Source organism: Bacillus infantis, assembly GCF_050107595.1.
Lineage (GTDB): Bacteria > Bacillota > Bacilli > Bacillales > Cytobacillaceae > Bacillus_AB > Bacillus_AB infantis_C.
This window is the reverse complement of record NZ_JBNILH010000008.1, coordinates 212,863-234,950: the sequence shown is the minus strand read 5'-3', so window position 1 is coordinate 234,950 and position 22,088 is coordinate 212,863. Positions and strand designations below refer to the sequence as shown.

The 22,088-nt window shown below is 47.0% G+C and carries 21 protein-coding genes; 3 read left to right on the top strand and 18 right to left on the bottom strand.

From position 1 onward, the window contains the following. Positions 1-362: 362 nt before the first annotated feature. The 4 genes from ACQCVH_RS17910 to ACQCVH_RS17895 all read right to left on the bottom strand — a co-directional run bounded on the left by ACQCVH_RS17910 (position 363) and on the right by ACQCVH_RS17895 (position 3,932). Positions 363-1,289, bottom strand: coding sequence for a hypothetical protein (locus ACQCVH_RS17910; protein WP_426836962.1), 927 nt, complete (start codon positions 1,287-1,289; stop codon positions 363-365). Positions 1,290-1,398: 109 nt separating this feature from the next. Continuing rightward, positions 1,399-2,682: a M48 family metallopeptidase gene (locus tag ACQCVH_RS17905; protein ID WP_426836961.1), complete on the bottom strand. Its 1,284-nt coding sequence runs from the start codon at positions 2,680-2,682 to the stop codon at positions 1,399-1,401. A gap of 223 nt (positions 2,683-2,905) precedes the next feature. Further along, positions 2,906-3,211 (bottom strand): AzlD domain-containing protein, encoded by a 306-nt coding sequence (locus ACQCVH_RS17900; RefSeq protein WP_426836960.1) that lies wholly within the window; start codon positions 3,209-3,211, stop codon positions 2,906-2,908. Then, positions 3,204-3,932 (bottom strand): AzlC family ABC transporter permease, encoded by a 729-nt coding sequence (locus ACQCVH_RS17895; protein ID WP_426836959.1) that lies wholly within the window; start codon positions 3,930-3,932, stop codon positions 3,204-3,206. Before ACQCVH_RS17895 ends, ACQCVH_RS17900 begins: the two co-directional genes overlap by 8 nt. A 119-nt stretch (positions 3,933-4,051) precedes the next feature. Between ACQCVH_RS17895 and ACQCVH_RS17890 the strand changes: the two genes are divergently transcribed. Next, positions 4,052-4,603, top strand: coding sequence for a helix-turn-helix domain-containing protein (locus ACQCVH_RS17890; RefSeq protein ID WP_426836958.1), 552 nt, complete (start codon positions 4,052-4,054; stop codon positions 4,601-4,603). A gap of 43 nt (positions 4,604-4,646) precedes the next feature. On the opposite strand, the gene ACQCVH_RS17885 is transcribed toward ACQCVH_RS17890, so the two are convergent. From ACQCVH_RS17885 to ACQCVH_RS17855, 7 genes are all read right to left on the bottom strand, one after another. Continuing rightward, positions 4,647-5,441 carry an ABC transporter ATP-binding protein gene (locus ACQCVH_RS17885; RefSeq protein ID WP_426836957.1) on the bottom strand — a complete coding sequence of 265 codons (795 nt, stop codon included), beginning with the start codon at positions 5,439-5,441 and terminating at the stop codon, positions 4,647-4,649. After that, positions 5,416-6,444 (bottom strand): ABC transporter permease, encoded by a 1,029-nt coding sequence (locus ACQCVH_RS17880; protein ID WP_426836956.1) that lies wholly within the window; start codon positions 6,442-6,444, stop codon positions 5,416-5,418. Before ACQCVH_RS17880 ends, ACQCVH_RS17885 begins: the two co-directional genes overlap by 26 nt. Before the next feature lie 36 nt (positions 6,445-6,480). Beyond that, on the bottom strand, positions 6,481-7,473 hold the full coding sequence (locus tag ACQCVH_RS17875) for an ABC transporter substrate-binding protein (RefSeq protein WP_426836955.1): 993 nt from the start codon (positions 7,471-7,473) through the stop codon (positions 6,481-6,483). A gap of 190 nt (positions 7,474-7,663) precedes the next feature. Beyond that, positions 7,664-8,440, bottom strand: coding sequence for an enoyl-CoA hydratase-related protein (locus tag ACQCVH_RS17870; RefSeq protein WP_426836954.1), 777 nt, complete (start codon positions 8,438-8,440; stop codon positions 7,664-7,666). 277 nt (positions 8,441-8,717) lie between these two features. Next, positions 8,718-10,274, bottom strand: coding sequence for a fatty acid--CoA ligase family protein (locus ACQCVH_RS17865; RefSeq protein ID WP_426836953.1), 1,557 nt, complete (start codon positions 10,272-10,274; stop codon positions 8,718-8,720). Between the two features lie 176 nt (positions 10,275-10,450). Then, complete coding sequence (gene lplA, locus ACQCVH_RS17860) at positions 10,451-11,443, bottom strand: lipoate--protein ligase (RefSeq protein ID WP_426836952.1); 993 nt, start codon at positions 11,441-11,443, stop codon at positions 10,451-10,453. 17 nt (positions 11,444-11,460) lie between these two features. Further along, positions 11,461-12,195: an MBL fold metallo-hydrolase gene (locus ACQCVH_RS17855; protein WP_426836951.1), complete on the bottom strand. Its 735-nt coding sequence runs from the start codon at positions 12,193-12,195 to the stop codon at positions 11,461-11,463. Between the two features lie 163 nt (positions 12,196-12,358). Here ACQCVH_RS17855 and yhfH point away from each other — a divergent pair, with 163 nt between their 5' ends. Then, positions 12,359-12,487 carry a protein YhfH gene (gene yhfH, locus ACQCVH_RS17850; protein WP_009793941.1) on the top strand — a complete coding sequence of 43 codons (129 nt, stop codon included), beginning with the start codon at positions 12,359-12,361 and terminating at the stop codon, positions 12,485-12,487. A 62-nt stretch (positions 12,488-12,549) separates the two neighbouring features. Here the strand turns inward: yhfH and ACQCVH_RS17845 are convergent, their stop codons facing one another. From ACQCVH_RS17845 to ACQCVH_RS17825, 5 genes are all read right to left on the bottom strand, one after another. Then, a complete protein-coding gene (locus ACQCVH_RS17845; RefSeq protein WP_426836950.1) occupies positions 12,550-14,709 on the bottom strand; it encodes a YhgE/Pip family protein in 2,160 nt (719 codons plus the stop codon). A 77-nt stretch (positions 14,710-14,786) separates the two neighbouring features. Continuing rightward, the gene (locus tag ACQCVH_RS17840; RefSeq protein WP_332274272.1) at positions 14,787-15,359 is read right to left on the bottom strand and encodes a TetR/AcrR family transcriptional regulator; all 573 of its coding nucleotides are present in this window, start codon (positions 15,357-15,359) and stop codon (positions 14,787-14,789) included. A gap of 190 nt (positions 15,360-15,549) precedes the next feature. Next, positions 15,550-16,482 (bottom strand): ferrochelatase, encoded by a 933-nt coding sequence (gene hemH, locus ACQCVH_RS17835; RefSeq protein ID WP_426836949.1) that lies wholly within the window; start codon positions 16,480-16,482, stop codon positions 15,550-15,552. 84 nt (positions 16,483-16,566) lie between these two features. Beyond that, the gene (gene hemE / locus ACQCVH_RS17830) at positions 16,567-17,613 is read right to left on the bottom strand and encodes a uroporphyrinogen decarboxylase (RefSeq protein WP_257990186.1); all 1,047 of its coding nucleotides are present in this window, start codon (positions 17,611-17,613) and stop codon (positions 16,567-16,569) included. Positions 17,614-18,166: 553 nt separating this feature from the next. Beyond that, positions 18,167-19,423: a DUF5068 domain-containing protein gene (locus tag ACQCVH_RS17825; RefSeq protein WP_426836948.1), complete on the bottom strand. Its 1,257-nt coding sequence runs from the start codon at positions 19,421-19,423 to the stop codon at positions 18,167-18,169. A gap of 312 nt (positions 19,424-19,735) precedes the next feature. Between ACQCVH_RS17825 and ACQCVH_RS17820 the strand changes: the two genes are divergently transcribed. Further along, positions 19,736-20,248, top strand: coding sequence for an antibiotic biosynthesis monooxygenase family protein (locus tag ACQCVH_RS17820; protein ID WP_426836947.1), 513 nt, complete (start codon positions 19,736-19,738; stop codon positions 20,246-20,248). A gap of 147 nt (positions 20,249-20,395) precedes the next feature. Here the strand turns inward: ACQCVH_RS17820 and ACQCVH_RS17815 are convergent, their stop codons facing one another. Next, positions 20,396-21,040, bottom strand: a complete 645-nt coding sequence (locus ACQCVH_RS17815) for a response regulator (protein WP_426836946.1) — start codon at positions 21,038-21,040, stop codon at positions 20,396-20,398. Between the two features lies 1 nt (position 21,041). Beyond that, positions 21,042-22,079, bottom strand: coding sequence for a sensor histidine kinase (locus ACQCVH_RS17810; RefSeq protein ID WP_426836945.1), 1,038 nt, complete (start codon positions 22,077-22,079; stop codon positions 21,042-21,044). Positions 22,080-22,088: the final 9 nt, after the last annotated feature.

Genomic DNA, 22,088 nt, shown 5'->3' with positions numbered 1-22,088 from the left:
GAGGCGACTGTTCAGGTGCGACAAGCATAAGACGCTCCAGGATAAAAGGCGTTCTTTGCCTTTAATCCTGGAGTGGCTTATGACTCGAGCACCTAGGAGCCGGAGCTGGACAGTAGAAATGCGGAGGGCGCTTGCTCAATAAAGGAACGCGGACTAAGAACGCCACGTCCTGTGGCAACGTCCGCATGACCCACATCGTGTGGGCCTCAAGCATAAGACGCTTTGGAATTGTAGGCGTTCTTTGGCTTTAATTCTTGTGTGGCTTATGACTCAAGGCTTTAGCCGCCGCGTCCCGCGTGCACAAGCAGAAGAAACCCTCCGGCCCGGCCGGAGGGTCTGTTTTCATTTCCCGGGGAGACTTATTAGGCCAAATACTCTACCCTTTTCTTTTTTAAGGTCTCTATCTCCTGTTCTGCAGCATCTTTCTCCGTTCTGAGCTCGGTTTCAAGATCCTCAAGCACATTCAGGCATTCCTTCACTTTTTCAGCAGAGGCATTGATTTTCTCCTGAACCATCCAGTCGGAAAAGATATTATCAAAGAAAAGATCGGCAATGCCCAAAAAGCTTCCCACCTCAAGCTCGGCGGAAATGGAGCGGCCAAGGTCATCAAGCTCCTTCTGCAGCTTTTTCAGGTTGTACTGCGCGTCATGCAAGGACTCTTTTGCCTTGTCCATATGCGACCTTTTCGCCATGGTCGAGAGGAAGTCGCCCCCCGCAAGGTCGAGGAAACCCCAATTTTTCGCGCTCGAAAGCTCGCCATCGGCTTTGCGCAAGGCTTCCCTCGCCTCAACCAAGGCACTCTCAGCTTCCCGTATCTCCTGAAGCATCGCTTTCCTTTCCTCCAGCCGGTCTGATAAATGAAAAAGCATATCGCTGACCGCCCCGCCTTCCTGCAGGACCAGACGCTCTTTTTCCAATAGCAGTTCTTTGTATTCCGCCCCCGCCGTTTCCAATCCGGCAGCTTTTTCTCCGAGCATGCTGATGTCGGCTTCATAATCCTTTATTTTCTTCAAGGATTCATCATACAGCAGCCTTGCTTTATACGCTTCCTCTTTTTCTTTTTGCAGCCTTTCTTCCTTCTTTCCGCTGATCATCAGGAAGAATCCTGACAATGAAGGGCCTTCAAGCTTATCTGCTTCATTCAATTCCTTCTCCCAAGTTGTCTTCAGCCATGCTGATGAAGCCTTTTCCTGATCTCTTTCAGCCTTGAGTGCCTCAAGGCGTTTTGTATATTTTTCGTACTGCTGCTCCTTCTGTTTTGCTTCAGCAATTCTTTGATCCAGATTCATCACCAGGTCCCCTTTTTGATTCGTATAGTAATCATACGGATTCGGCTGTGAAAAAGATTCAACAAAAAGAGGCCCCGGCTCTGCCGGGTGCCCCTCTGGTTATCCGCTGCTATTCGCTGCCGGATCCGGTTCTTTTATTCATTTCATACTCTTCAAGCATGGAAATACGCTCCAGCATGGTCGGATGCCCATACCGGAATATTTTCACAAGCAGCGGCGGCTTCACCTGGCTCAAGCCTGCCTTCGTCAATTCCTGGAACGTGCCGATGGCCGCTTCCGTATCACCTGTCATTTCAATGGCATACCTGTCTGCTCTCGTTTCCTGATATCTGGACACCAGGTTGGTAATGGGGCTGGCAGCAAACAGCAGGAAGGAAAGAAGCGCAAGAAACAGCGGGAGCGAGCGGATATCGGAAACCTCCTGCACCCTGAAGGTCTCCCCCCATCTGGCAATCACCCAATCCATCAGCTTTGATATGAGATACAGGCCGATCAAGGAAAGCACTAAATATCCCGCAATCCCTATGTAAATATGCTTTTCTACATAGTGGGCCATTTCGTGCGCCATGATGAAAAGGATCTGGTCATCACTCAGCCGGTTGAGTGTGGTATCCCACAAAACGATCCGTGAGTTTGAACCGATTCCTGTTACATACGCATTAAGCGAGTTGGTTTTCTCTGCCATGTTTACTTCAAACACATGCTCGGCAGGGATATTTGCCTCATCCGCTAATTGAAGGATTTTTTCTTCCAGCTCCTTATTTTTAAGCGGATAGAAATCGTTGTACAGCGGATCGATTACAACAGGCTGGAGGAACATCATGAAAAGTGTGAATGGCACTGATAACAGCCATGCATAAAGCCACCATCTCTTTGTGCTTTTTTTCATCAGCCAATACAGCACTGAAACCAAAATGAACATCGTTCCGTAATTGATCCAAAAGTCGATCAATTCATCCTTCATCCAGGAGCTGAAGGTCTGTGTTGAGATATTATAGCTCTTGGACAGTGAATAGCTGGTAAAGCTTAAAGGGAATGTGGCTGCGAACGCAAAGACTGAAAGCCACAGCAGATAGATGGCCGTCTGCAGCGCCTTTGCCTGTGCCGATTTCCCGGCCCACCTCTTCATGGCCGAGGACAGGCCGGTCACAAGGACGAGAACATAAAACACCCATTCAAGGGGAGTGGACAAAAAGAACAGCAGGTTCCTTACCTTGGAATACTCTTCACTCAGCATAAGCTCCCGCCCGTTCAGAAAAGCTTCCGGGTCTGCCTGTGTTCCCTGATACTCAAAAGGCAGGCTTGTATTCGCAAAATAAAACAGATACCAGTAAAAAAACAGCCCGTAGACAATATAGCCGATGACTGTATAAAAGCCGATTTTCCGAGCCATTCCGATTCCCCCTTTCTTCTTCACAGCTGCCTTTTTTGCCAAAATAAGCGGGCAGCCTGGACGGGCTATATTTGTACAACCTCTCCCTACAGTGTAGTACCAATTGTTTATTTTAGAACAGCAAGATGGATGAGCCTCAATTATATGTTCTCCCAAACTGCTTTCCATCCGCCTGCCCTCAATAGAAAAAGCCAGGCTCAGCAGCCCGAGCCTGGCATTCATGCTAGGAAAAGTAGGAGTATACCGACAATACAGCGATCGACCCGAGGACTACCACGATGACGTTTGCTCCCAGATAAGCTGCCAGGAAAGCTGCAGCTGCCCCGAGCAGGCCGTACCAGATATCTTCCTGGATAAAGAGGATTCCAGGGAAAATAAGCGCTCCCAATGTTGCATAAGGGACATTTCTCAAAACACCCTGCCAGAATGCAGGCAGCTCCTTCCCTCTGAACAGGACGAAGGGAAGCATCCTCGGAATATAGGTGACGGCCGCCATCCCGATGATCATCATAATGATTTGGCTATTCATGCCGCTTAACTCCCCTTCTCTTTTTCAAAGTTTCCACAGCTTCAGTAATCAATGCCGATAAAAGTGTCGCTGTGACTATGGCCCACCCTGTCGACAGCAGCTCTGCCATTGTGAATATAGTATTGAACCCTGCTGCAAGGACAGCCAGGAACACAACCTTTGCACTGCCCTTCATAGAAGGCACGAGCAGGCCCACAAACATGGCATATAAAGCGACTGACATGCTTTCCTGGAGAGTCTGCGGAAGACTGGCGCCGATCAGATGGCCGATGCCGGAGCTGACCACCCAGCTTGAGTAGGATACAAAGATGAGGCCGAACATATAGCCTGAAGAAACTTTCTCTCTTTTCATGGAAGCAACTGAAAAGGTCTCATCTGTAATGCCAAAAGCAAATATGATTTTATTTGCCGTATGCTCGTCTTCACACTTTTCATTAAGAGATGCTGACATCAGGAAATGCCTGATGTTAACAATAAAGGTAGTAAGGATGATTTCAAATATCCCTGTCCCCAGCGTCAAGAGGCTCAGGGAGATATACTGGGCCGCACCTGCAAAGACGAGAAGGCTCATCAGCACTGTTTCTCCTACCGTAAGCCCTGTGGTCTTCGCCAGAAGCCCGAATGTAATCGCAATCGGAAAATATCCGATCGCAATGCTTATCCCTGCCTGTATCCCTTTGCGGAACTCCCCCGCTGGCCTTTCTGCTGCTAATTCTGCCATATCCTCACCTGCCGTTATGTATCTTAGAAATATTATTGGAAAGTACTGTGTTTCTTTTATACTTTTAAGTTATATTATACATATGTGCGTTATATTACACAATTCCTTTGGAGGAAAAAATGGAGAATATTCACAAAAATATCGGGGAAAATTTACGGAATATACGCAGGGGCAGGGGGCTCAGCCTGGACATGGCCGCAGAAGCAACAGGTGTCAGCAAGGCAATGCTTGGACAGATAGAACGGGGAGAATCCAACCCCACCGTCACGACGTTATGGAAAATTGCCAGCGGCCTGCAAATTTCATTTTCATCTCTGATGGCAGAAAAATTATCCGAGGTTTCTTTTGCCGATATCAATCAGATTAACCCGATCATTGAGAATGACGGGAAATATAAAGTGTTTCCGCTGTTCCCCTTTGATCCGCGGAAACAATTCGAGATTTTTATTGTAGAAATTGCCCCTGGCTGGAAGCAGTCCTCAGATCAGCATAACGAAGGGGTAGAAGAATATATTACGGTCATAAGCGGTGAAATTGAGGTAATGATCGGTGATAATCCATACACGATTCAGGAAGGCTCTGCCCTCCGATTTGCCGCTGACCAAAGCCACAGCTACAGGAATACGGGGGAAGCACCAGCAAAATGCCAGGTAGTCATGTATTATGAATAGCAAAATAAAGGGTGCCGCATGAAAAATCACCGGCACCTTTTATTCAGGCAAGAACAGCGCGGTCGCTGTTCAATTTTTCACCGCGGATGCGCTGGAATTCCCCAAGCAATTTTTCAACTGTCAGTTCCTGCTTATCCTTTTCTTCTGCTTCAAAAATGATCTGCCCATTGTCCATCATGATGAGTTTGTTTCCGAGATCTATTGCCTGCTGCATATTATGGGTGACCATCAGGGCTGTCAGGCCAAAAGACTCAACGATCTTTCTGGTCAGTTCAGTGATAAGGGCAGCCCTGGCCGGGTCAAGCGCTGCTGTGTGCTCATCAAGCAGCAGGATTTTCGGCTCTGTGAAGGTGGCCATCAATAATGACAGTGCCTGCCTTTCCCCTCCCGACAAAAGGCCTGCCTTTGCTTCAAGGCGATCCTCAAGACCAAGGTGGAGCATTTCGAGCTGCTCCTTGAAAAAGGCCTTCCGTTTTTTCGTCATTCCCATCCGCAGGCCGCGTCCCCCTGTCCGCGAAAAGGCAATCGCCAGATTCTCCTCAATGGTTAAATTAGGAGACGTACCTGCCATCGGATCCTGGAAGACCCTGCCGATCAGGCGCGACCTTTTGTGCTCTTTCATTTGCGTAACATTTTTGCCGTCAATCAGCACTTCCCCTTCATCAGGATAGAGGCGGCCTGATATGATGTTCATCAAGGTGGACTTACCTGCCCCATTGCTGCCGATGACAGTGACAAAATCTCCTGGCTGCATGGATAGGTTAAGATGCTGAAGAGCTTTTTTCTCATCTGGGGTAGCTTCATTGAATACTTTATAAATCTGTTTTAGCTGCAGCAACCTGCCCACCGCCTTCTTCTGCCATTTTTTTCAGCTCATCTTTATCAAAGCGCCTTTTTTTTCTGCGCCTGTTATCCCGCTGCCGCTCAATCATCCTTGGGATGATGAGCGCACAGACAACGATCGCAGCCGTAATGAGCTTCATGTCTCCCGTTTCAAGAAAATCGGCCCTCAGCGCAAGGGTCACGATGATTCTATAAAGGATGGCTCCCCCAATAACGGCTAAAGTCGCCCTGAAGATCGTTTTTGCCCCAAAGACCGCCTCGCCGATGATGACGGAGGCAAGGCCGATAATGATCATGCCGATCCCCATGCCGACATCGCTGAAGCCATTGTACTGGGCAATGAGTGCGCCTGAAAAAGCAACAAGGCCGTTGGATAGTCCCAGACCAAGGATTTTTAAAGTGTCCGTATCCGCTGAAAAGCTCCGCACCATTGTCTCATTGTCGCCCACTGCCCTGATGGCAAGCCCGAGATCCGTTTTCAGGAAAGCATCGAGCAGCAGCTTAATGACCATTGATACAGCAAGCATAACCATCAGGATCCCCCATGTTTTGGGAACCATCCCCTCGAGCCCCATGCCCGTCAAAAGGGATGCCATCCCGCTGTCGAACGGCAGTGACTCCCAAAAACCGGACAGCTTTGTGATGATAGTCTCCTCTGAAAGGAGGGGGACATTCGATTTTCCCATTATCCTCAGGTTGATAGAATAAAGGGCAATCATCATTAATATGCCGGACAAAAGGGGGTTTATTTTTCCTTTTGTGTGGAGCAGGCCTGTCAGGCACCCGGCAGCAAAGCCGCATATCATTGCCATTATGGTAGCAAGTAACGGATTCACGCCTGCCACGATCATTGAAGCAGCGACAGCCGCACCTGTAACAAAGCTCCCATCCACCGTCAGGTCCGGGAAATCAAGTACCCGGAATGACAGGTACACACCAAGGGCCATCAAAGCATAAATCGCACCAGCCTCCACTGAGCCAAATATCGCTGTGAACATATAATCTTCCTTTCTCCGGGAGGTAATTCTATCATTCTATTCAGTAAATTCAGCCAGGCTGTTCCATTCCTCTTTAAGCCCGATATTCATTTCCTCTGCAGCCTTCTTGTTGATCAGGAGCTTTAAGTTTTGCGGATATTGCACAGGGAGCTCTGATGGCTTCTTCTCTCCTTCAAGGATTTTGGCCGCCATTTCCCCTGCCTCATAACCGATATCTTCATAGTCAAAACCGTAAGCAGCAAACCCTCCGCGCTCGACTGAGTCCAATTCACCGACAAACAGCGGGATATCATTGTCATTGGCTGTCTGAATGACCGACTCCAGCGCGGAAACAACTGTATTATCCGTAATGATATAAATCATGTCTGCTTTGCCTACAAGGGATTCAGCAGCCTGCTTCACCTCTGAGGAAGCTGATACTGTGGCCTCTTCCAGCTTTAAGTCTGTTCCTTCCATCGCCTTTTTCACAAGATCAATCTGGGCATTGGAATTCTGCTCCCCCGAATTGTAGATGACTCCTACCGTTTTTCCTTCCATCTGCTCAGCCATGAATTTCACCGTATTCGGGATGGCATCCGGATGGGTATCTGTTGTGCCAGTGATATTTTCTCCAGGCTCCTCCATCGAGGCGACAAGCTCAGCACCAACAGGATCTGTTACAGAGGTGAAAACGATTGGGATATCCTTTGTCGCATTCAGTGCCCCGTACGCGCTCGGCGTCGAATTGGCGAAGATAAGATCCACACCGTCTCCGGCAAAGTTGTTGGCGATTGCCTGGTTGTTGTTCTGGTCGCCCTGGGCGATCTGGACATCATAGTCAACCTCGAGCCCTTTATCTTCAAGGGCCTTTTTGAACCCCTCAAGCGCAGCATCAAGAGAAGGATGCTCCACAATCTGCGTTACGCCGATTTGATACGTTTTTTCCCCCTCTGCCGCCGTTTTTCCTCCAGCTTCATCTGAACCGCACCCTGACAGCAATCCTGCTGCCAGCAGTCCTGCCGCAGCCAATCCAAACTTTTTCTGTTTCATGAAATATCCCCCATTCTTGTCCTATCAATTGTTATGTCGCTTTCGCACTTTTATGCTTTTATGCTTTTATTCACTAAATTATATAGGGGAATTATACTATATTCAAGCTGTTTTTTGATATTTTAGAAAGTTTATAATATGAAAATCAAAAAACACCCTGTGAACGGCTTTCCATTCACAGGGTGTTTTGTTATCTTCCTTTAAATTCAGGCTTCCTTTTTCCAGAGAACGCCTGGAGGGCTTCCAGCCTGTCTTCTGTCGGAATAGTCACCTCATAGGCTTTTCTCTCAATCTGCAAACCTGTCTGCAGATCCGCATTCATCCCTTGTTTTACAGCAAATTTAGCCTGCTGAAGGGCGACAGGCCCGTTAGCCAGCATTTCTTCTGCCAGCTTCAGGCATTCTTCAAGAAGCTGATCCAGAGGGACTGCTTTTGTCAATAATCCGTAATGCAAAGCTTCTTCTGATGTGAGTCTCCTTGCAGTGAGGATGAGCTCAAGTGCCTTTGCCTGCCCGATCAGCCTGGGAAGCCGCTGCGTCCCGCCTGCTCCGGGGATGATGGCAAGGCTGGTTTCAGTCAACCCCATCTTCGTTCCCTGGGCAGCCAGCCTGAAGTCACAGGACAGGGCCAGTTCCATCCCCCCGCCAAAAGCAAATCCATTGATGGCTGCAATCGTAGGCTGCGGGAGACTCTCAATCAATGAGAATACCTCGCCGATTTTATATACATTCCTTTTAACGTCCGTCTGAGAAAGTGTCTTTCTTTCCTTCAGGTCAGCCCCGACACTGAATGCTTTATCGCCTGCTCCCGTAAAAATGACAACCCGGACATCCGGATTGATCCTGATATCCTCCACTGTCCGCTGCAGCTCTTCAAGAGTCTCATAATTAAAAGCATTCAGGGCTTCGGGCCTGTTCAGGGTAATGACGGCCGCATGGTTCTCCACTTTCAATACAATGCAACTCATATTTCCTTTTCAACTCCTTTGTATGGCTATCTGCAATATTCGCTCCCTGTCCATAAAAACCCTTTCTTTATACCTGCAAGTTTTCATTCTCCAGCCATCCAATCAAAATGAAGAAAGGCGCCGCTCGTCATGCATTTTTCTTTTAAAAGCAAAAACCAGGCAGGAGTGTGATTTCCGCTCTGGTTTTTGAAAAAAAAAAATTAACGCAGTACTTGTGAGTATTGCAGAATTACACAAGCGAAATGCCCCTAAACAGATTTCACTCTGCAAAAATAGCTTATTTGGCCTGGAGCACCTGTTTCTTCAATGCTCTTCTCAATATCTTTCCTGTCGTATTTTTAGGCAGCTCGTCCAGGAATTCGATCGAGGAAGGCAGTTTGTATTTAGCAAGATGCTGTTTGCAGTAGGCAATAAGCTCTTCCTCGGTGAGAGAAGGGTCGGACAGCACAACATAGCTTCTGACCGCTTCTCCCTGATTCGGATCCGGCACGCCGATGACAGCTGCCTCAACCACGCCCGGATGGCTGTAAAGCACCTCCTCCACTTCCCTTGGATAGACATTGTAGCCGCCGACGATGATGATTTCTTTTTTCCTGTCTACAATATAGAAATAGCCTTCTTCGTCCATCCTCGCAAGATCTCCTGTGTAAAGCCAGCCATCCCTTATTACAGCAGCAGTTTCTTCAGGCATCTTATAATAGCCTTTCATAACATTCGGGCCCCTTACAGCAAGTTCGCCGACTTCACCAGGCGGCACCTCATCACCCAGTTCATTGACAACTTTGTTTTCAACGTTCAGGATGCTTGTCCCGATTGAACCAGGCTTGCGCGGCCGGTCAAGCGGATTGAAGCATGTTACCGGCGATGCCTCGGACAGACCATAGCCTTCAGAAATCAGGACATTGAATTTTCTTTCAAAGTTTTCAAGCAATGCTACCGGCAGTGATGCACCGCCGGAAATGCAGAGGCGGAGGGACTTTAAATCTTCTGCCTTGCCATCGCTGTATTGGAGCAGGAAATTGTACATGGTCGGCACACCGGCAAAAACAGTTGCCTCATACTCTTTTACCAGCCTGAATACTTCCTTCGGGCTGAATTTAGGATCAATCAGGATGGTCGCCCCATTCATCAGCGGTGCATTAAGCACAACAGTCAGACAGAATACATGGAACATTGGAAGCGACGTAATGACTCTGTCAGACTCATTCATTTTTAAGTAATCGCTTACATCTTTCGCGTTGCTGTAAAGGTTTTTATGCGTGAGCATTGCGCCTTTTGGCTTTCCTGTGGTGCCTGATGTATAAAGGATAATAGCTGTATCCTCTTCCTCAAGCTCCGGTCCCCGGTAGCCTGCATCGCCTGAAGCCAATACAGATGTAAACGATTTCAGTTTAGGGTAGACACTTAGAGTTGAGACATCAGCACCCGCCTGCTTGCCTTGAGGGGTTTCACAAATGATATAGTTTTCAACTGACGGAAGCGCCCCATGCATTTTCTCTGCCATTGGAACCAGCAAGTCCAGGCTGATGATAGCTTTGACATCACCGTTTTTGACAATATAGCCGATTTCATCCGGCGTATAGATCGGATTGATCGGAATCACGGTTGCTCCCAGGCGCATCGCCCCATACAAGCCGATAATGAAGAAAGGAGAATTGCCGAGAAGCAGTGCAACATGGTCTCCCTTTTGAATTCCCAGCTTTTCAAGGCCTGAAGCAAACTTTGTAACTGCCGCATCAAGCTCACCATAAGTGCTTTCCTTGTCCATAAAATAATAGGCCGGCTTTTTACCCAGCTTCTGTGCGGTTTCATGCAGCTGTGAAGATAAGTTCATAACTTTCCCTCCTCCTAAATGAATGAATAGTCATTCATTAAATAATAAAAAATTTTCTAAATATATTATATTGAAAGAAATTTATGTATTCAAGTACACAGTGCCAAAATTTTGTATATATTTAGCCGCCGCTTATTCCGTCCCTATGAAAAAACCCCGCCTGAGCGGGGCAAAACTCAATAGACAAGATTAATAAAATCCTCTTTCGTGACATTTCCGAAATAATGTTTGATATCGACATCTGCAAGAGCCTCTTCGATTGCCGCCTTCTCATAGCGCAGACCTGCCAGCTTTTCTTCGATGACTGCTACATCTCCGACCCCGAAAAAATCGCCGAATATTTTGCAATTCTCGATGATCCCTTTATTTACATCCAGCCGCACATCTATTTGGCCAACCGGGAACCGGTGTGAATGCTGGAGATTGAATTTCGGCGATTTGCCGTAATTCCAGTCCCAATTCTGGTAGCGCTCTTTTGATAGCTGGTGTATCTTTTCCCAATCATCTTCTGTCAGTACATACTCTGGAATTTCGTCAAGATCCCCAAAAATGTTCTTCAGGAGTGTGCTCCTGAACTGCTCAGTCGAAACCTTTTCTTCCAGGAATTCAGAAATATTCGCTACACGGCTGCGGATGGACTTGATGCCCTTTGACTCAATTTTATCCTTCCTCACCTTAAGGGCCGATACAACACTGTCGATCTCAGAATCAAACAGCAATGTCCCGTGGCTGAACATCCTGCCCCTTGTGGCGAACTGGGCATTACCGGAAATTTTTCTTCCTTCCGCAGTAAGGTCGTTCCGTCCGCTCAGCTCAGCTGCCACCCCCATTTTCTTCAAGGCCTCGACAACAGGCTCTGTGAACTTCCTGAAGTTATGGAAGCTGTCCCCATCGTCCTTTGTAATGAATGAAAAATTAAGATTGCCCAGATCGTGGTAGACAGCTCCCCCTCCGGATAAACGGCGGACAACATGAATGCTGTTTTTCTCAACATATTCTGTATTGATTTCCTCGATGGTGTTCTGGTTTTTGCCGATGATGATGGAAGGCTCATTTATGTAAAAAAGCAGATAGCTTTCCTGGTCAATGTCCAGGTTCTTCAAAGCATACTCTTCAATGGCAAGGTTTATGCGGGGGTCTGTAATCCCTTTGTTGTCGATAAATAGCATGATGATTCTCCTTTGTTTTAGATAGTATAAGTATCATTGAATGCAGCCAGGCGGACTGGGCCGCTGTATTCCCTGGCCGACTCCTCAGCCAGCTGTGATAGCTCGCCATAATGCGGAAGATGGGTCAGGACAAGCTGTTCAGCGCCCGCTTTTTCAGCAAGCCTCCCGGCATCATAGCTGTTCATGTGCCCTGCATTCTTTCCATTCTGATTCCCGTAAAAATTACACTCGCTGACAAGCAGGGAGGCATCGGATGCAAAAGCAGCCAGCTCTTCTTTATAGGAAGTATCGGCTGTATAGACCATTGCTTTGCCCTCTGCTTCAAACCGCATCGCATAACAGGTAGCTGGATGGTCTGTTTTTAAAAATGTGATCGTAAAGGGGCCGAGGGCCAATCCATCGTCCGGCTTATACTCTTTCCCTGCTGTAATATCCTTATAGTTAAGCTTTGAGAACTCCTGAGGGTTTTCCCTGTGGGCATAGATCGGCAGGGTATCCATCTTTTTCCCAAGAAAGCCCTGTATCAGGCGGGCATGCTGCAATACCCCTATATCTGCGATGTGGTCAGGATGATAATGGGAGATGATGACCGCATCAAGCTCCTCCGGCTGGATGTGCTGCTGCATTTTCGACAGTACTCCGCTGCCGCAGTCCACAAGCAGGCGAAAACCATTATGCTCAAGAAGATAGCCGGCACTGGCCTCATTTGCCTTAGGATAACCTCCCCAAGGCCCTATAACAGTTAATTTCATGGAACAGTCCTCCTTTTTTCCGAATCCCTAATAACACTATAATCGATTATGCCTATTTTTTCATTTTTTTAAAATTGTATTGATACAGTTATTGACTAAAAAATACTGTTATAATACAATGTAAATACAGAAACACAAACACATAACCCGGGAGGCTGACAGAATGCTAGAAAATATCGTGGAATTTTTCAGGAATTTGCCAGCAAAACAATGTTCGGAGTGCGGCAGCTCCATTGATGAGCAGCACGAATGCTATGGGACCAAATGTGATAAGTGTCTTGACTTGAACTGATTAGAATTCTATAAAATTATGAAAAAGACCCGGCCGCTGGCCGGGTCTTTTCTCTGTCTCTATCACTCTGCGATTGCAGCGTACTTTCTTTTATGCATGCTAGTGAAATAAGTAATCGTGCCAGCAATGAATACAAGCATAAAGCCCAGGAGGATGGCTGCATTATGCCACATGAAGGCAAAGTCGCCGCTTGATGCCACAGCCTTCAGGCCTGCAACTGAATAGGTCATCGGCAGCAGGGCATTGAAATGCTGCAGGAAGCCTGGGATCAGTTCAAGCGGGAAGGTGCCTGCACTTGTAGTCAGCTGCAGGATGAGTATAAGAATGGCAATAAATCTTCCCGGATCCCCAAGCGCTGTGACAAAGAATTGAATCAGCGCCATGAAGGTCAGGCTTGTAATGATATTGAACAGAATGAATAATGGGATGCTCTGAACTTCAAGCCCCAGTCCTGAAAGCAGGATCCATGAAGCGATAAGCGCCTGGATGATGCCTGCTGCTGCAAGGACCCCGAATTTAGCTGCAAACCAGCTCAGACCGTTTCCAGGGACCGATGCCGGCTCCCTGAGCGGGAATACGATGGATAGAAGCAGAGCTCCGACGAACAAGCCCAATGAAAGGAAGTATGGCGTAAAGCCGGTTCCGTAGTTAGGCACTTCATTGATTTTTTCATTTTTCACCTGAACAGGTTCGGCAATCATATTGTAAGTTTTGTCATCTGCACTTACAGATGAAGCTTCCTCAGCTCCGTCCTTCAGTTTGCCTGCAAGCTCAGCTGAACCTTCGGACAATGCTGAATTTCCTTCTGCCACTTTGCCGGCCCCTTCAGACAGCTTTCCAGCGCCTTCTTTCAGGGCGCCTGATCCATCAGCCAGCTTGCCGAGACCGCCGGAAAGCTCTGTGCTTCCTGCTGCCAGCTGTGCTGAGCCTGCTTTTGCTGAAGCAAATTTCTGGCCGTATTCATTCATGCCGGCGATAAACTGTTCCTCGCCGTTTTGAATCTTGGCTGTTCCTTGTGCAAGTGAAGAGCTTCCTGCTGCAAGAGAATCAATTCCCTGCTGCAATTGCTTCTGCCCTTCAGATAGGCTGCCGATCTTTTCTGACAGCTGCTGGGCTCCGCCGGATAGCTGGCCTGCAGATTCTGCAAGCTGAGATGTACCTGCTGCCAGCTGGTCCAAGGCCGCTTGCAGCTCTTGTCTTTCAGAGGAATCCTCCGGCATTTGCTGCAGGACTGCCCCAAGCTTTTGCTGAAGCTGGGACATTCCCCCGCTGACTTTAGCAGCTTCTGTCTGCCATTGAGCAAGCGAACCTGAAAGTGTGGCTGCACCGCCCTGGAGCTGTTCTCCTCCCTGGACAAGGGCAGGGACTTTACCCTGTACCTGCTGAATTCCGTCATTCAGCTTTGCGGCTCCTGCAGCTGCTTCCTGATTCCCAGCCTGCAGTTCCTTAGCCGCAGATTCCAATTTCTGATGGCCGGCCTGGAGCTGTCCAAGGCCGGAGTCCAAATCCTTTGCACCAGCTGCCAGGTCGCGGGATCCCTTGTTTACCTGGCTGACGCCGCTGTCAAATTCAACAGATTTCCCGGCCAGTTCACCGAGCTTATTCTTCAGCTCCTGTGACCCTGACTTCAGCTCCCGGGCTCCTTCGTCAAGCTTGCCAGCACCATCGCTCGCCTGCACCAGGCCGTCTGTCATATCGCCGATTTTATCAAACATTGTTTCGGCGTATGTTTCGGTAATTTTTTCTGAAAGAGAAGATTTAATCTTTTCAATCGCCGTACCGCCGATCTGTGAAGAAAGGAAGTTATAGCTTTCGTTTGGAACATAAATCAAATTCAGCTTTTTCGGATCTTCATCCAAAAGTGTTGTCGCATTCTCTGAAAAGTCCTCAGGAACCTCTACGAGGATATAATACTTCTCCTTTTCCAGATCTTTATAGCCTTCCTCTTTAGTAACAAACTTAAAATTAAAATCTGCACTATCTTTTAAATTGGATATCAGTTCGTCCCCAAGCTGCAGCTCTTTCCCCTCAAATTCTGCGCCTTTGTCTTCATTGACTACTGCGACAGGCAGGTCAGAAAGATGATCATAAGGATCCCAGAATGCCCAAAGGAACATTCCGCTGTAAAGCACAGGAATGAACAGGACAGCAATAATCGGGATCAGCAGTTTTCTGTTTTTAAAAATAGCTGAAAACTCGTTCCTGAATAGTCTATTTTTCATTTTTACTTCCTCCTGTACGTCTGACTGTTTTGTTCAAACGGTCAATTTTTTTCATAAAACAAGGATTATCCCTTAAATCAGTTAGATAATCCTTTAAACAGGTATTGCTCGAACAGCTTTGCAATTTCCTCTTTTTCCAGAGGTTTATGCTGCTTTTCCCAATCGAAAATGAGGGCGATATAGAGCTTAAACATGATAAAGGCAGTCAGCTCAGGATCGCAGTCTGCTATCTCGCCTTTTTTCACAGCCTCGGCCACTTTTTCTTTAATATAAGAAAGAATTGATTTTTCAAGCCTCTCCATTACCTCCATTACTGCAGGAGTGCCCATTTCCTTTTCTTCCTGGAAAAGCTTGATGGTCAGCTGGTGCTTCAGCCTGAACTCAAGGATCCCATATAAGGCGCGATGGACATTTTCATGGAAAGATAGAGAAGAATCCAGAGATTCGTCCGCTGCAATTTTCATTTCCTTGATGAGCGTTGTGATGATTTCATCGAATAATTCCTCTTTATTCTTAAAAAACGTGTAGATCGTCCCTTTGCCGACATTCGCAATCCTGGCCACCTGATCCATTGTGGTCGCTTTATAGCCAAACAGAGAAAATGATTTATTGGCAGCTTCAATGATTAATTGCTTCCGGTCTACAGCCATCTATACACCTCGATTCACAAAAATGACCAAATGAACATTTTGGTCAATTCGAACAAAAATAATGATAGCATATGTCAGCAGCTCTTGCAATGCTTCCTGCTAATATTTTTTTTTACTTTTCCCCCAAGAAGGAAATAATCAGCAACCAAAGAAGGAGCCCTGCACTTAAAGGCAGGACTCCTTCTCTCTGCTATTCTGAAAGTTTCCTGAGCACGGCTGATGCCATTGCATCAATGAATTCAGGCTGTGAATTGGGCATCTCCGGACGATAATAGTTTGCGCCGATCTCCTCTGTTACGACTTTGCATTCATAGTCATTATCATATAAAACTTCAAGGTGGTCTGCCACAAATCCGACTGGTGTATAGACGAATGCTTTATAGCCTTTTTCATTATACAAGTCGCGCGTCAGGTCCTGGACATCCGGTCCAAGCCATGGCTCAGGAGTATTCCCGGCACTCTGCCAGCCGACTTCATAATTTTCTATTCCCGCCTGTTCAGCGATCAGATCGGCAGTTTCCTTCAGCTGGTTAGGGTAAGGGTCGCCAGACTGGAGAATTTTCTCTGGCAGGCTGTGCGCTGATACGATCAGCACAGCATTGTCTTTCTCATCGGCAGGCATGGATGCGAAGGCTTCCTTCACTTTTTCTGCCCAATAGCCGATAAATTTCGGTTCTTGATACCAGCTTTCCACAGAAGTAATCGTCAGGCCGCCAAGCTTATCAGCTTCTTCTTTTGCACGGCCATTATACGATTTTACGCTAAAGGTTGAAAAATGCGGAGCAAGCACGATGCTTACAGCTTCTGTGATTCCGTCCTCATGCATGCTCTTCACGGCGTCCTCGACAAAAGGTTCGATATGCTTTAAGCCGAGATACATCTTGAATTCGATCTCATTCTGGATGCTGTTGAGGTGCTGCTCAAGCTTTTCACCCTGCTCCTGTGTAATCCTGGCAAGCGGGGAAATCCCGCCGATTGCCTCATAACGGCTCCGCAGATCTTCGAGCATTTCATCAGAAGGCTTTCTTCCATGGCGGATATGGGTATAATAGCGCTCGATATCTTCTTCTTTATATGGCGTTCCGTAGGCCATGACAAGCAGGCCCATTTTCTTTTTTGGCATTATGCTTACACCCCTTTATTATCATGTATCTAGTCACTTATTGTGCCAAAAAACCGGCTGAATACAAAATCTAATGCTCAAGAATTACTCAGCAAGCTTGAAAGCGGAGTAATCATGTATAAAGCCAGTCAGCTTTTTCAATGTATCCGGGTTGACAGACGGGAATACGCCATGGCCCAGATTGAAAATATAGCCTGGCTGCTGCATGCCCTGGTCAAGGATTTCCCTGGCCCTCTCCTCGATCACTTCCCATGGCGCAAGCAAAATGGCAGGGTCAAGATTGCCCATGACTGTTTTCTTGATGCCCATCTCCCTTGCCTCGCTGATTGGAAGCCTCCAATCCAGTCCGACTACGTCCAGGGGAAGATCATGCCACTCCATGGCCAGGTGGCTTGCTCCTACACCAAACATAATCAAAGGCACATTTTCTTCTTTAAGAGCTGTGAAGATCCGTTCCATAACTGGTTTGATGAAGCAGCGGTAATCGGCCACATTGAGTGCTCCTACCCAGGAGTCGAAAAGCTGGATAGCTTTTGCGCCTGCCTTGATTTGTGCTTTTACATAAACGATGATCGTGTCAGCAAGCTTGTCCATCAGCGCGAACCATGCTTGCGGCTCAGAATACATGAAAGCTTTTGTTTTATTGTAATTCTTTGAAGGACCGCCTTCGATCATATAGCTGGCGATTGTGAATGGTGCGCCGGAGAAGCCAATCAAAGGAACTGTCAGCTGCTCTTCTGTTAAGAGCTTGATTGTGTCAAGGACATAAGGAATATCCTGTTCAGGATGAAGTTCCCCCAGTTTCTCAACATCTGAGAGCGAGCGGACCGGATTGGAAATGACCGGACCGATGCCTGTTTTAATATCCACGTCCACTCCGATGGCCGGCAGCGGCGTCATGATGTCTTTGTAGAGGATCGCTGCATCCACTCCGTAGTTTTCAACCGGCAGCCTTGTTACATAAGCACAAAGCTCAGGCTGATGCGTTATTTCGAATAAGGAGTATTTCTCTTTGATGGCGCGGTATTCGGGCTGGGATCTGCCAGCCTGCCGCATATACCATACAGGCACCCGGTCTGTTTTTTCCCCGCGCGCGGCTTTTAAAAATGTTTCATCTATCTGTTTTGCCATAAAACTGTATCCACCTTTCAGGACTTTTCTGTCTGTTCATTGTAATATATCTTTCTGGAAATTAGAAATTTCGGTATGTATAAGGCATATTGCCCCTTCCACTATAGCGGTTTCACAGTAGGTTGTATAGATTGCCTGGGGAAATGTCGAAAATTTGCCTTAAAAAGCAGGAGCGGGTTCATTTTTCCGTTAAGAATACGAAAAAGAAGGGAGTGCTGCTTTTGTTTCACTAATTCAGTTGGTTAAAAGCTAGTGTCATCTTATGAATTAATTTAGTTATCTATACGGAGACTGTTGATTTGCGTTCCAGGCACTTCGCTTTCCGCGGGGCGGAGTTAAGCCTCCTCTTCGCTGTGCTCCTGTGGGGTCTCAACTCTTCCGCTATCTCCCGCAGGAGTCTTCGTGCCTGGAACGAAGATCAACAGGTTCTTGAACTCAAATGGCAGGGAACACCAAATAATTTAAACTGTATATAAAAACAGTAAGGGCACGGAATCTTTACATTCCGTACCCCCTTTGGTCTGAGAAATACTGCCTTCATGTAAGCCGGCTTTTATCTCGGCAGTGTAAATTCAGCTGTTCTTCCTTTGAATGCTTTTGTGCCGTCTTCGTTATAGAAAGGGCCGAATTCCATGTTGAACTTTTTAAATATCTCGAATTCGTCTTTCCTGAATAAGAAGACATGAAGCTTCTCGCCCTGTGCACCTGCTTCAATTGTCTGCGGGTCGCGCGGTTCGACCATGCCCTGTGCCAGAATTCTTGCACGGTCATCATCGACAGAAAGGATGGAGCCGATATTCCAGATGCTGAGGGGCTCTGAAGATTGATTGTCAATCTTGAATTTAACTGTCAGGGCTGCGATGCCGTTGTCGCCAAAATTCTCAAAGCGCGGCTTATTGGCCTCTGTGGGCGTGATTTCTGTGTATTGGACCCCTTCAAGTGTTACATTTACATCGCCGATCTTTTGGGTTTCACCGATTCCTTCTTTTTCGAAAATCATCTGTTTATCTGCCATATTATCGGTCGTCAGCCGATCCTGATAGAAGGAAGGCTCACTTGCCAGTGCACTCTTCTGTTCATCGCTGTAAACAAAGTCAAAGACGGCATTTCCCTGGATGGAACCCTTGAACTGGTCATTGTCTGCAGCTCCGCCTTCAATGATGTACTTTGGCTTTACAGTCGAAAGCTTATCGAATTCGGCATTTGTCAGGGTGAATGAAATCAGCCCTGTTACCTTTTCCCCTGCCGCAAACTTGCCTGTTTCTGCTTCTGTTTTGGATTTCACTTTATCTTCATCAAGGATGAAGGTGGGATCGGATGGATACCAGTCCAGCTCATGCGATGTCTGGATCCGGTGCATATTGTTGTAATACATTGCTTTGTCTGTGCCATTGTCCACTGTAACCTTTGCCGTTATCACGTACCCGTCAATCTCATCATTGAACGGTATGGTGACATCCTCGTGCATATCTGTCACTTTGACGATCTGATATTCATCAACAGAAACTTTGAATCCTTTCATGTCATGGACAAAGCCAGGATCTGTATTCGTATAGATGACTTCAACATTGCCCTCTGATTCGTCGGCAATATTAGGATTGAGCAGCTCTCCTTCTGCACTTGCTCCTTCAGCCGCTTCTGCTGCTTCTTCAGATTCATCAGTTTCTTCCTCTGCGGCAGCATTATCTGTTTCTTCAGCTTCAACCTTCTTGTCCGGTTTTTTATCGTTTGATGCTTTCTCGTCATTCCCGCATGCTGATAACAAAAGCATAAGCGCCAGGAGTGCTGTCCATAAAACATTTTTCTTCACGTTTTCACACAACCTTTTACTGGATTATTTTCCCTTCGCCATTATAAATCACGAAATAATAGATTTCCCTGTTTAATAGAAAAAAAGGTAAAATTAAGTAAATACTACCAACAGCAAGCAGGCAGAAATAGGAGAAAGCACACAGCTCCAGTAGCCTCACAATAGGAAAATACTACCAATAATTCCTTGATAAATCAAAATATAGAAATAATCTTCGTCCGACAGCTAAGAGCTCTGATTGGGATTCAGCATGCGGAAAAGCTATAATGAGGGAGAGCGCTAACATACAAAGAGAATCATGAGGTGATATGGATGAAGATTTATATGACGAACGGCACTTTTGATTTTTTAAAAACAGTTCAAGATAAGAACAGCGCAGAAAAAATGGTGCTGATGCAGGATGCAGACAATAGCCTGCTCCTCCACGAAACCGAGGGAAAAACTTTATTTAACGAACCACGGAGCTATGAAGTGCTGGATGCAACAGGTTCACTCGAAAGCCGCGGTTTTATTGTCATGAATAATATCCCGGTAACCGAAGAAGGCAGGCCTTTATTCGAATACCGATTCAAAAACAGGGCAGGGGCGGTTGAAAACGAACCTGGCTTCATCAGCATCCGGGTACTTCGCCCGCTTTCCAGCGATACGTATGTCATTCTCACCCAATGGGAGAGCGAAAAGGATTTCAAAAATTGGCAGGATTCCAAAGCCTATGAAAAAGCCCACGAAAAACGGGGTACAGATAAAGGCATCGATGTCCAGCGTCCAAATATTTTTGCGCGCCCATCCTTTGTAACAACCTATTATATACCTCAAGCAGATTGATCATTAGTATCAGAAGAGGCCGGAAGATGCGGAAGCCTGCATTTTCCGGCCTTTTTTTCGAGTGCAGCTGTTTATGCAAGGCTGTTGAAAGAAAAAAAACCTGACGCATTTACCGCCAGATTTCTTTCATTCACTATAAATATCCCTTCAGGCACTCGGGCCTTCTTTAATGAGACCGTTCCGGTTAGCATACACAGCTGCCTGAGTGCGGTCAGAAACGGACAGCTTGCTGAGTATGTTGCTGACATGCGTTTTCACCGTTTTTATCCCGATGAAGAGCTGATTGCTGATTTCCTGGTTGGTCATCCCTTCACCGATGCACAGAAGGACCTCCAGCTCCCTTTCCGTCAGTTCCTCGTGGGGCTTTTTCTCTTTGCCGCGGAGGCGGCCCATCATTTTGGTGGCAACCTTCGGCTCGATCACCGGCTCCCCCCTCGCAGCCTTCAGGATGCAGTCAAGCACTTCATCCGCCGTTGCTGTTTTCAGCATATAGCTGAACGCGCCGGCCTCTATTGCAGGAAAGACCTGCTCATCATCATAAAAACTCGTAATAATGATGATTTTGCACTGGGGATAGCTTTTCAATATTTCTTTTGTTGCCTCAATGCCGCTTCCGTTTTCCATTAATAGATCCATAAGGACGACATCGGGCCTTTGCTTCAATACGAGGGCAGCTCCCTCATGACCGCCGGACGCCTCCCCCACTATTTCTATTTGCGGTTCAGTCAAAAGATAAGAGATGATTCCCTTCCTTACCATTTCATGGTCATCCACAACTGCTATCCTGATCACTTTATTCCCTCCCTTTCAGCGGAATCCGGATCTCAATATAAGTCCCTTCTCCCTGTTTGGACCGGATTTTGAAAATCCCGCCTATTTCCTCGCATCTTTCCCGCATCGTTTTCAAGCCATAAGAGGCAACCCTTTCAACATGAGGGTCAAATCCCTTTCCGTCATCCCCGATAAATAAATATGTATAATCTTCCTTTTCTGTCAGGGTCAGCTTAATCTTTGATGCATCAGCATGCCTGAGGATATTAGAAAGTGCCTCCTGGACAACCCTGAACAAATGCTCTTCTGCCGCTTTGGACAGCTCGATTTCATCAATGCTGGCCTGGAAATCGATGGTAGTCTTCCCGCGCAATTCGTGTATCAGCTTGATAATCCCGTCACACAGGGTATCATCGCTCAGCTGGATCGGCCTTAAATGGAGAAGGAGCGCCCTCATTTCTCCCTGCGCTTTGGCTGCGATACCGGAAATTTCCTCGAGCTGCTTCTTTGCTTTTGCAGAATCGCTGTCAAAGACCTTCAGCGCAGCAGATGACATCATACTGAGAGCAAACAGCTGCTGGCTGACAACATCATGCAGATCCCTTGCAAGGCGCTGCCTTTCCTCCATAACTGCTGCTGCGTGTGCCGACTGGGCCAGGGATGATCGTTCTTCAGCAAGCCTCTGGACCGAGTGGACCTGCTCCTGGATATAGTCAGCCAAGCCATCAAGCTCCTCTGCAATGAGCCCTATTTCATCTTTTTCGTAAGTAGATATCCTTCCTGCCAGCTTGCCAGACCGCAGGTTGGACACTGCAACCAGGATATCTCCAAGTCTTCCCTTGATTAAATAACTGCCTTTAATGCCAAAATAGCCTCCGGCAGCCAGCAGGATCAGCAGGCAATAGATAAAGAGCCAGAAAGAGATTGTAATGGTAAGGACCTGTTCATCTGCAAAGAATAAATAAATTTGGATGCCGACAAAGAAGATGAGCGAGCTGATCAGCGCCATCATGATAAAGCTCTGGATAAACCAATACCTGATTCCGAACATTTTTTTCATCAGCAGTAT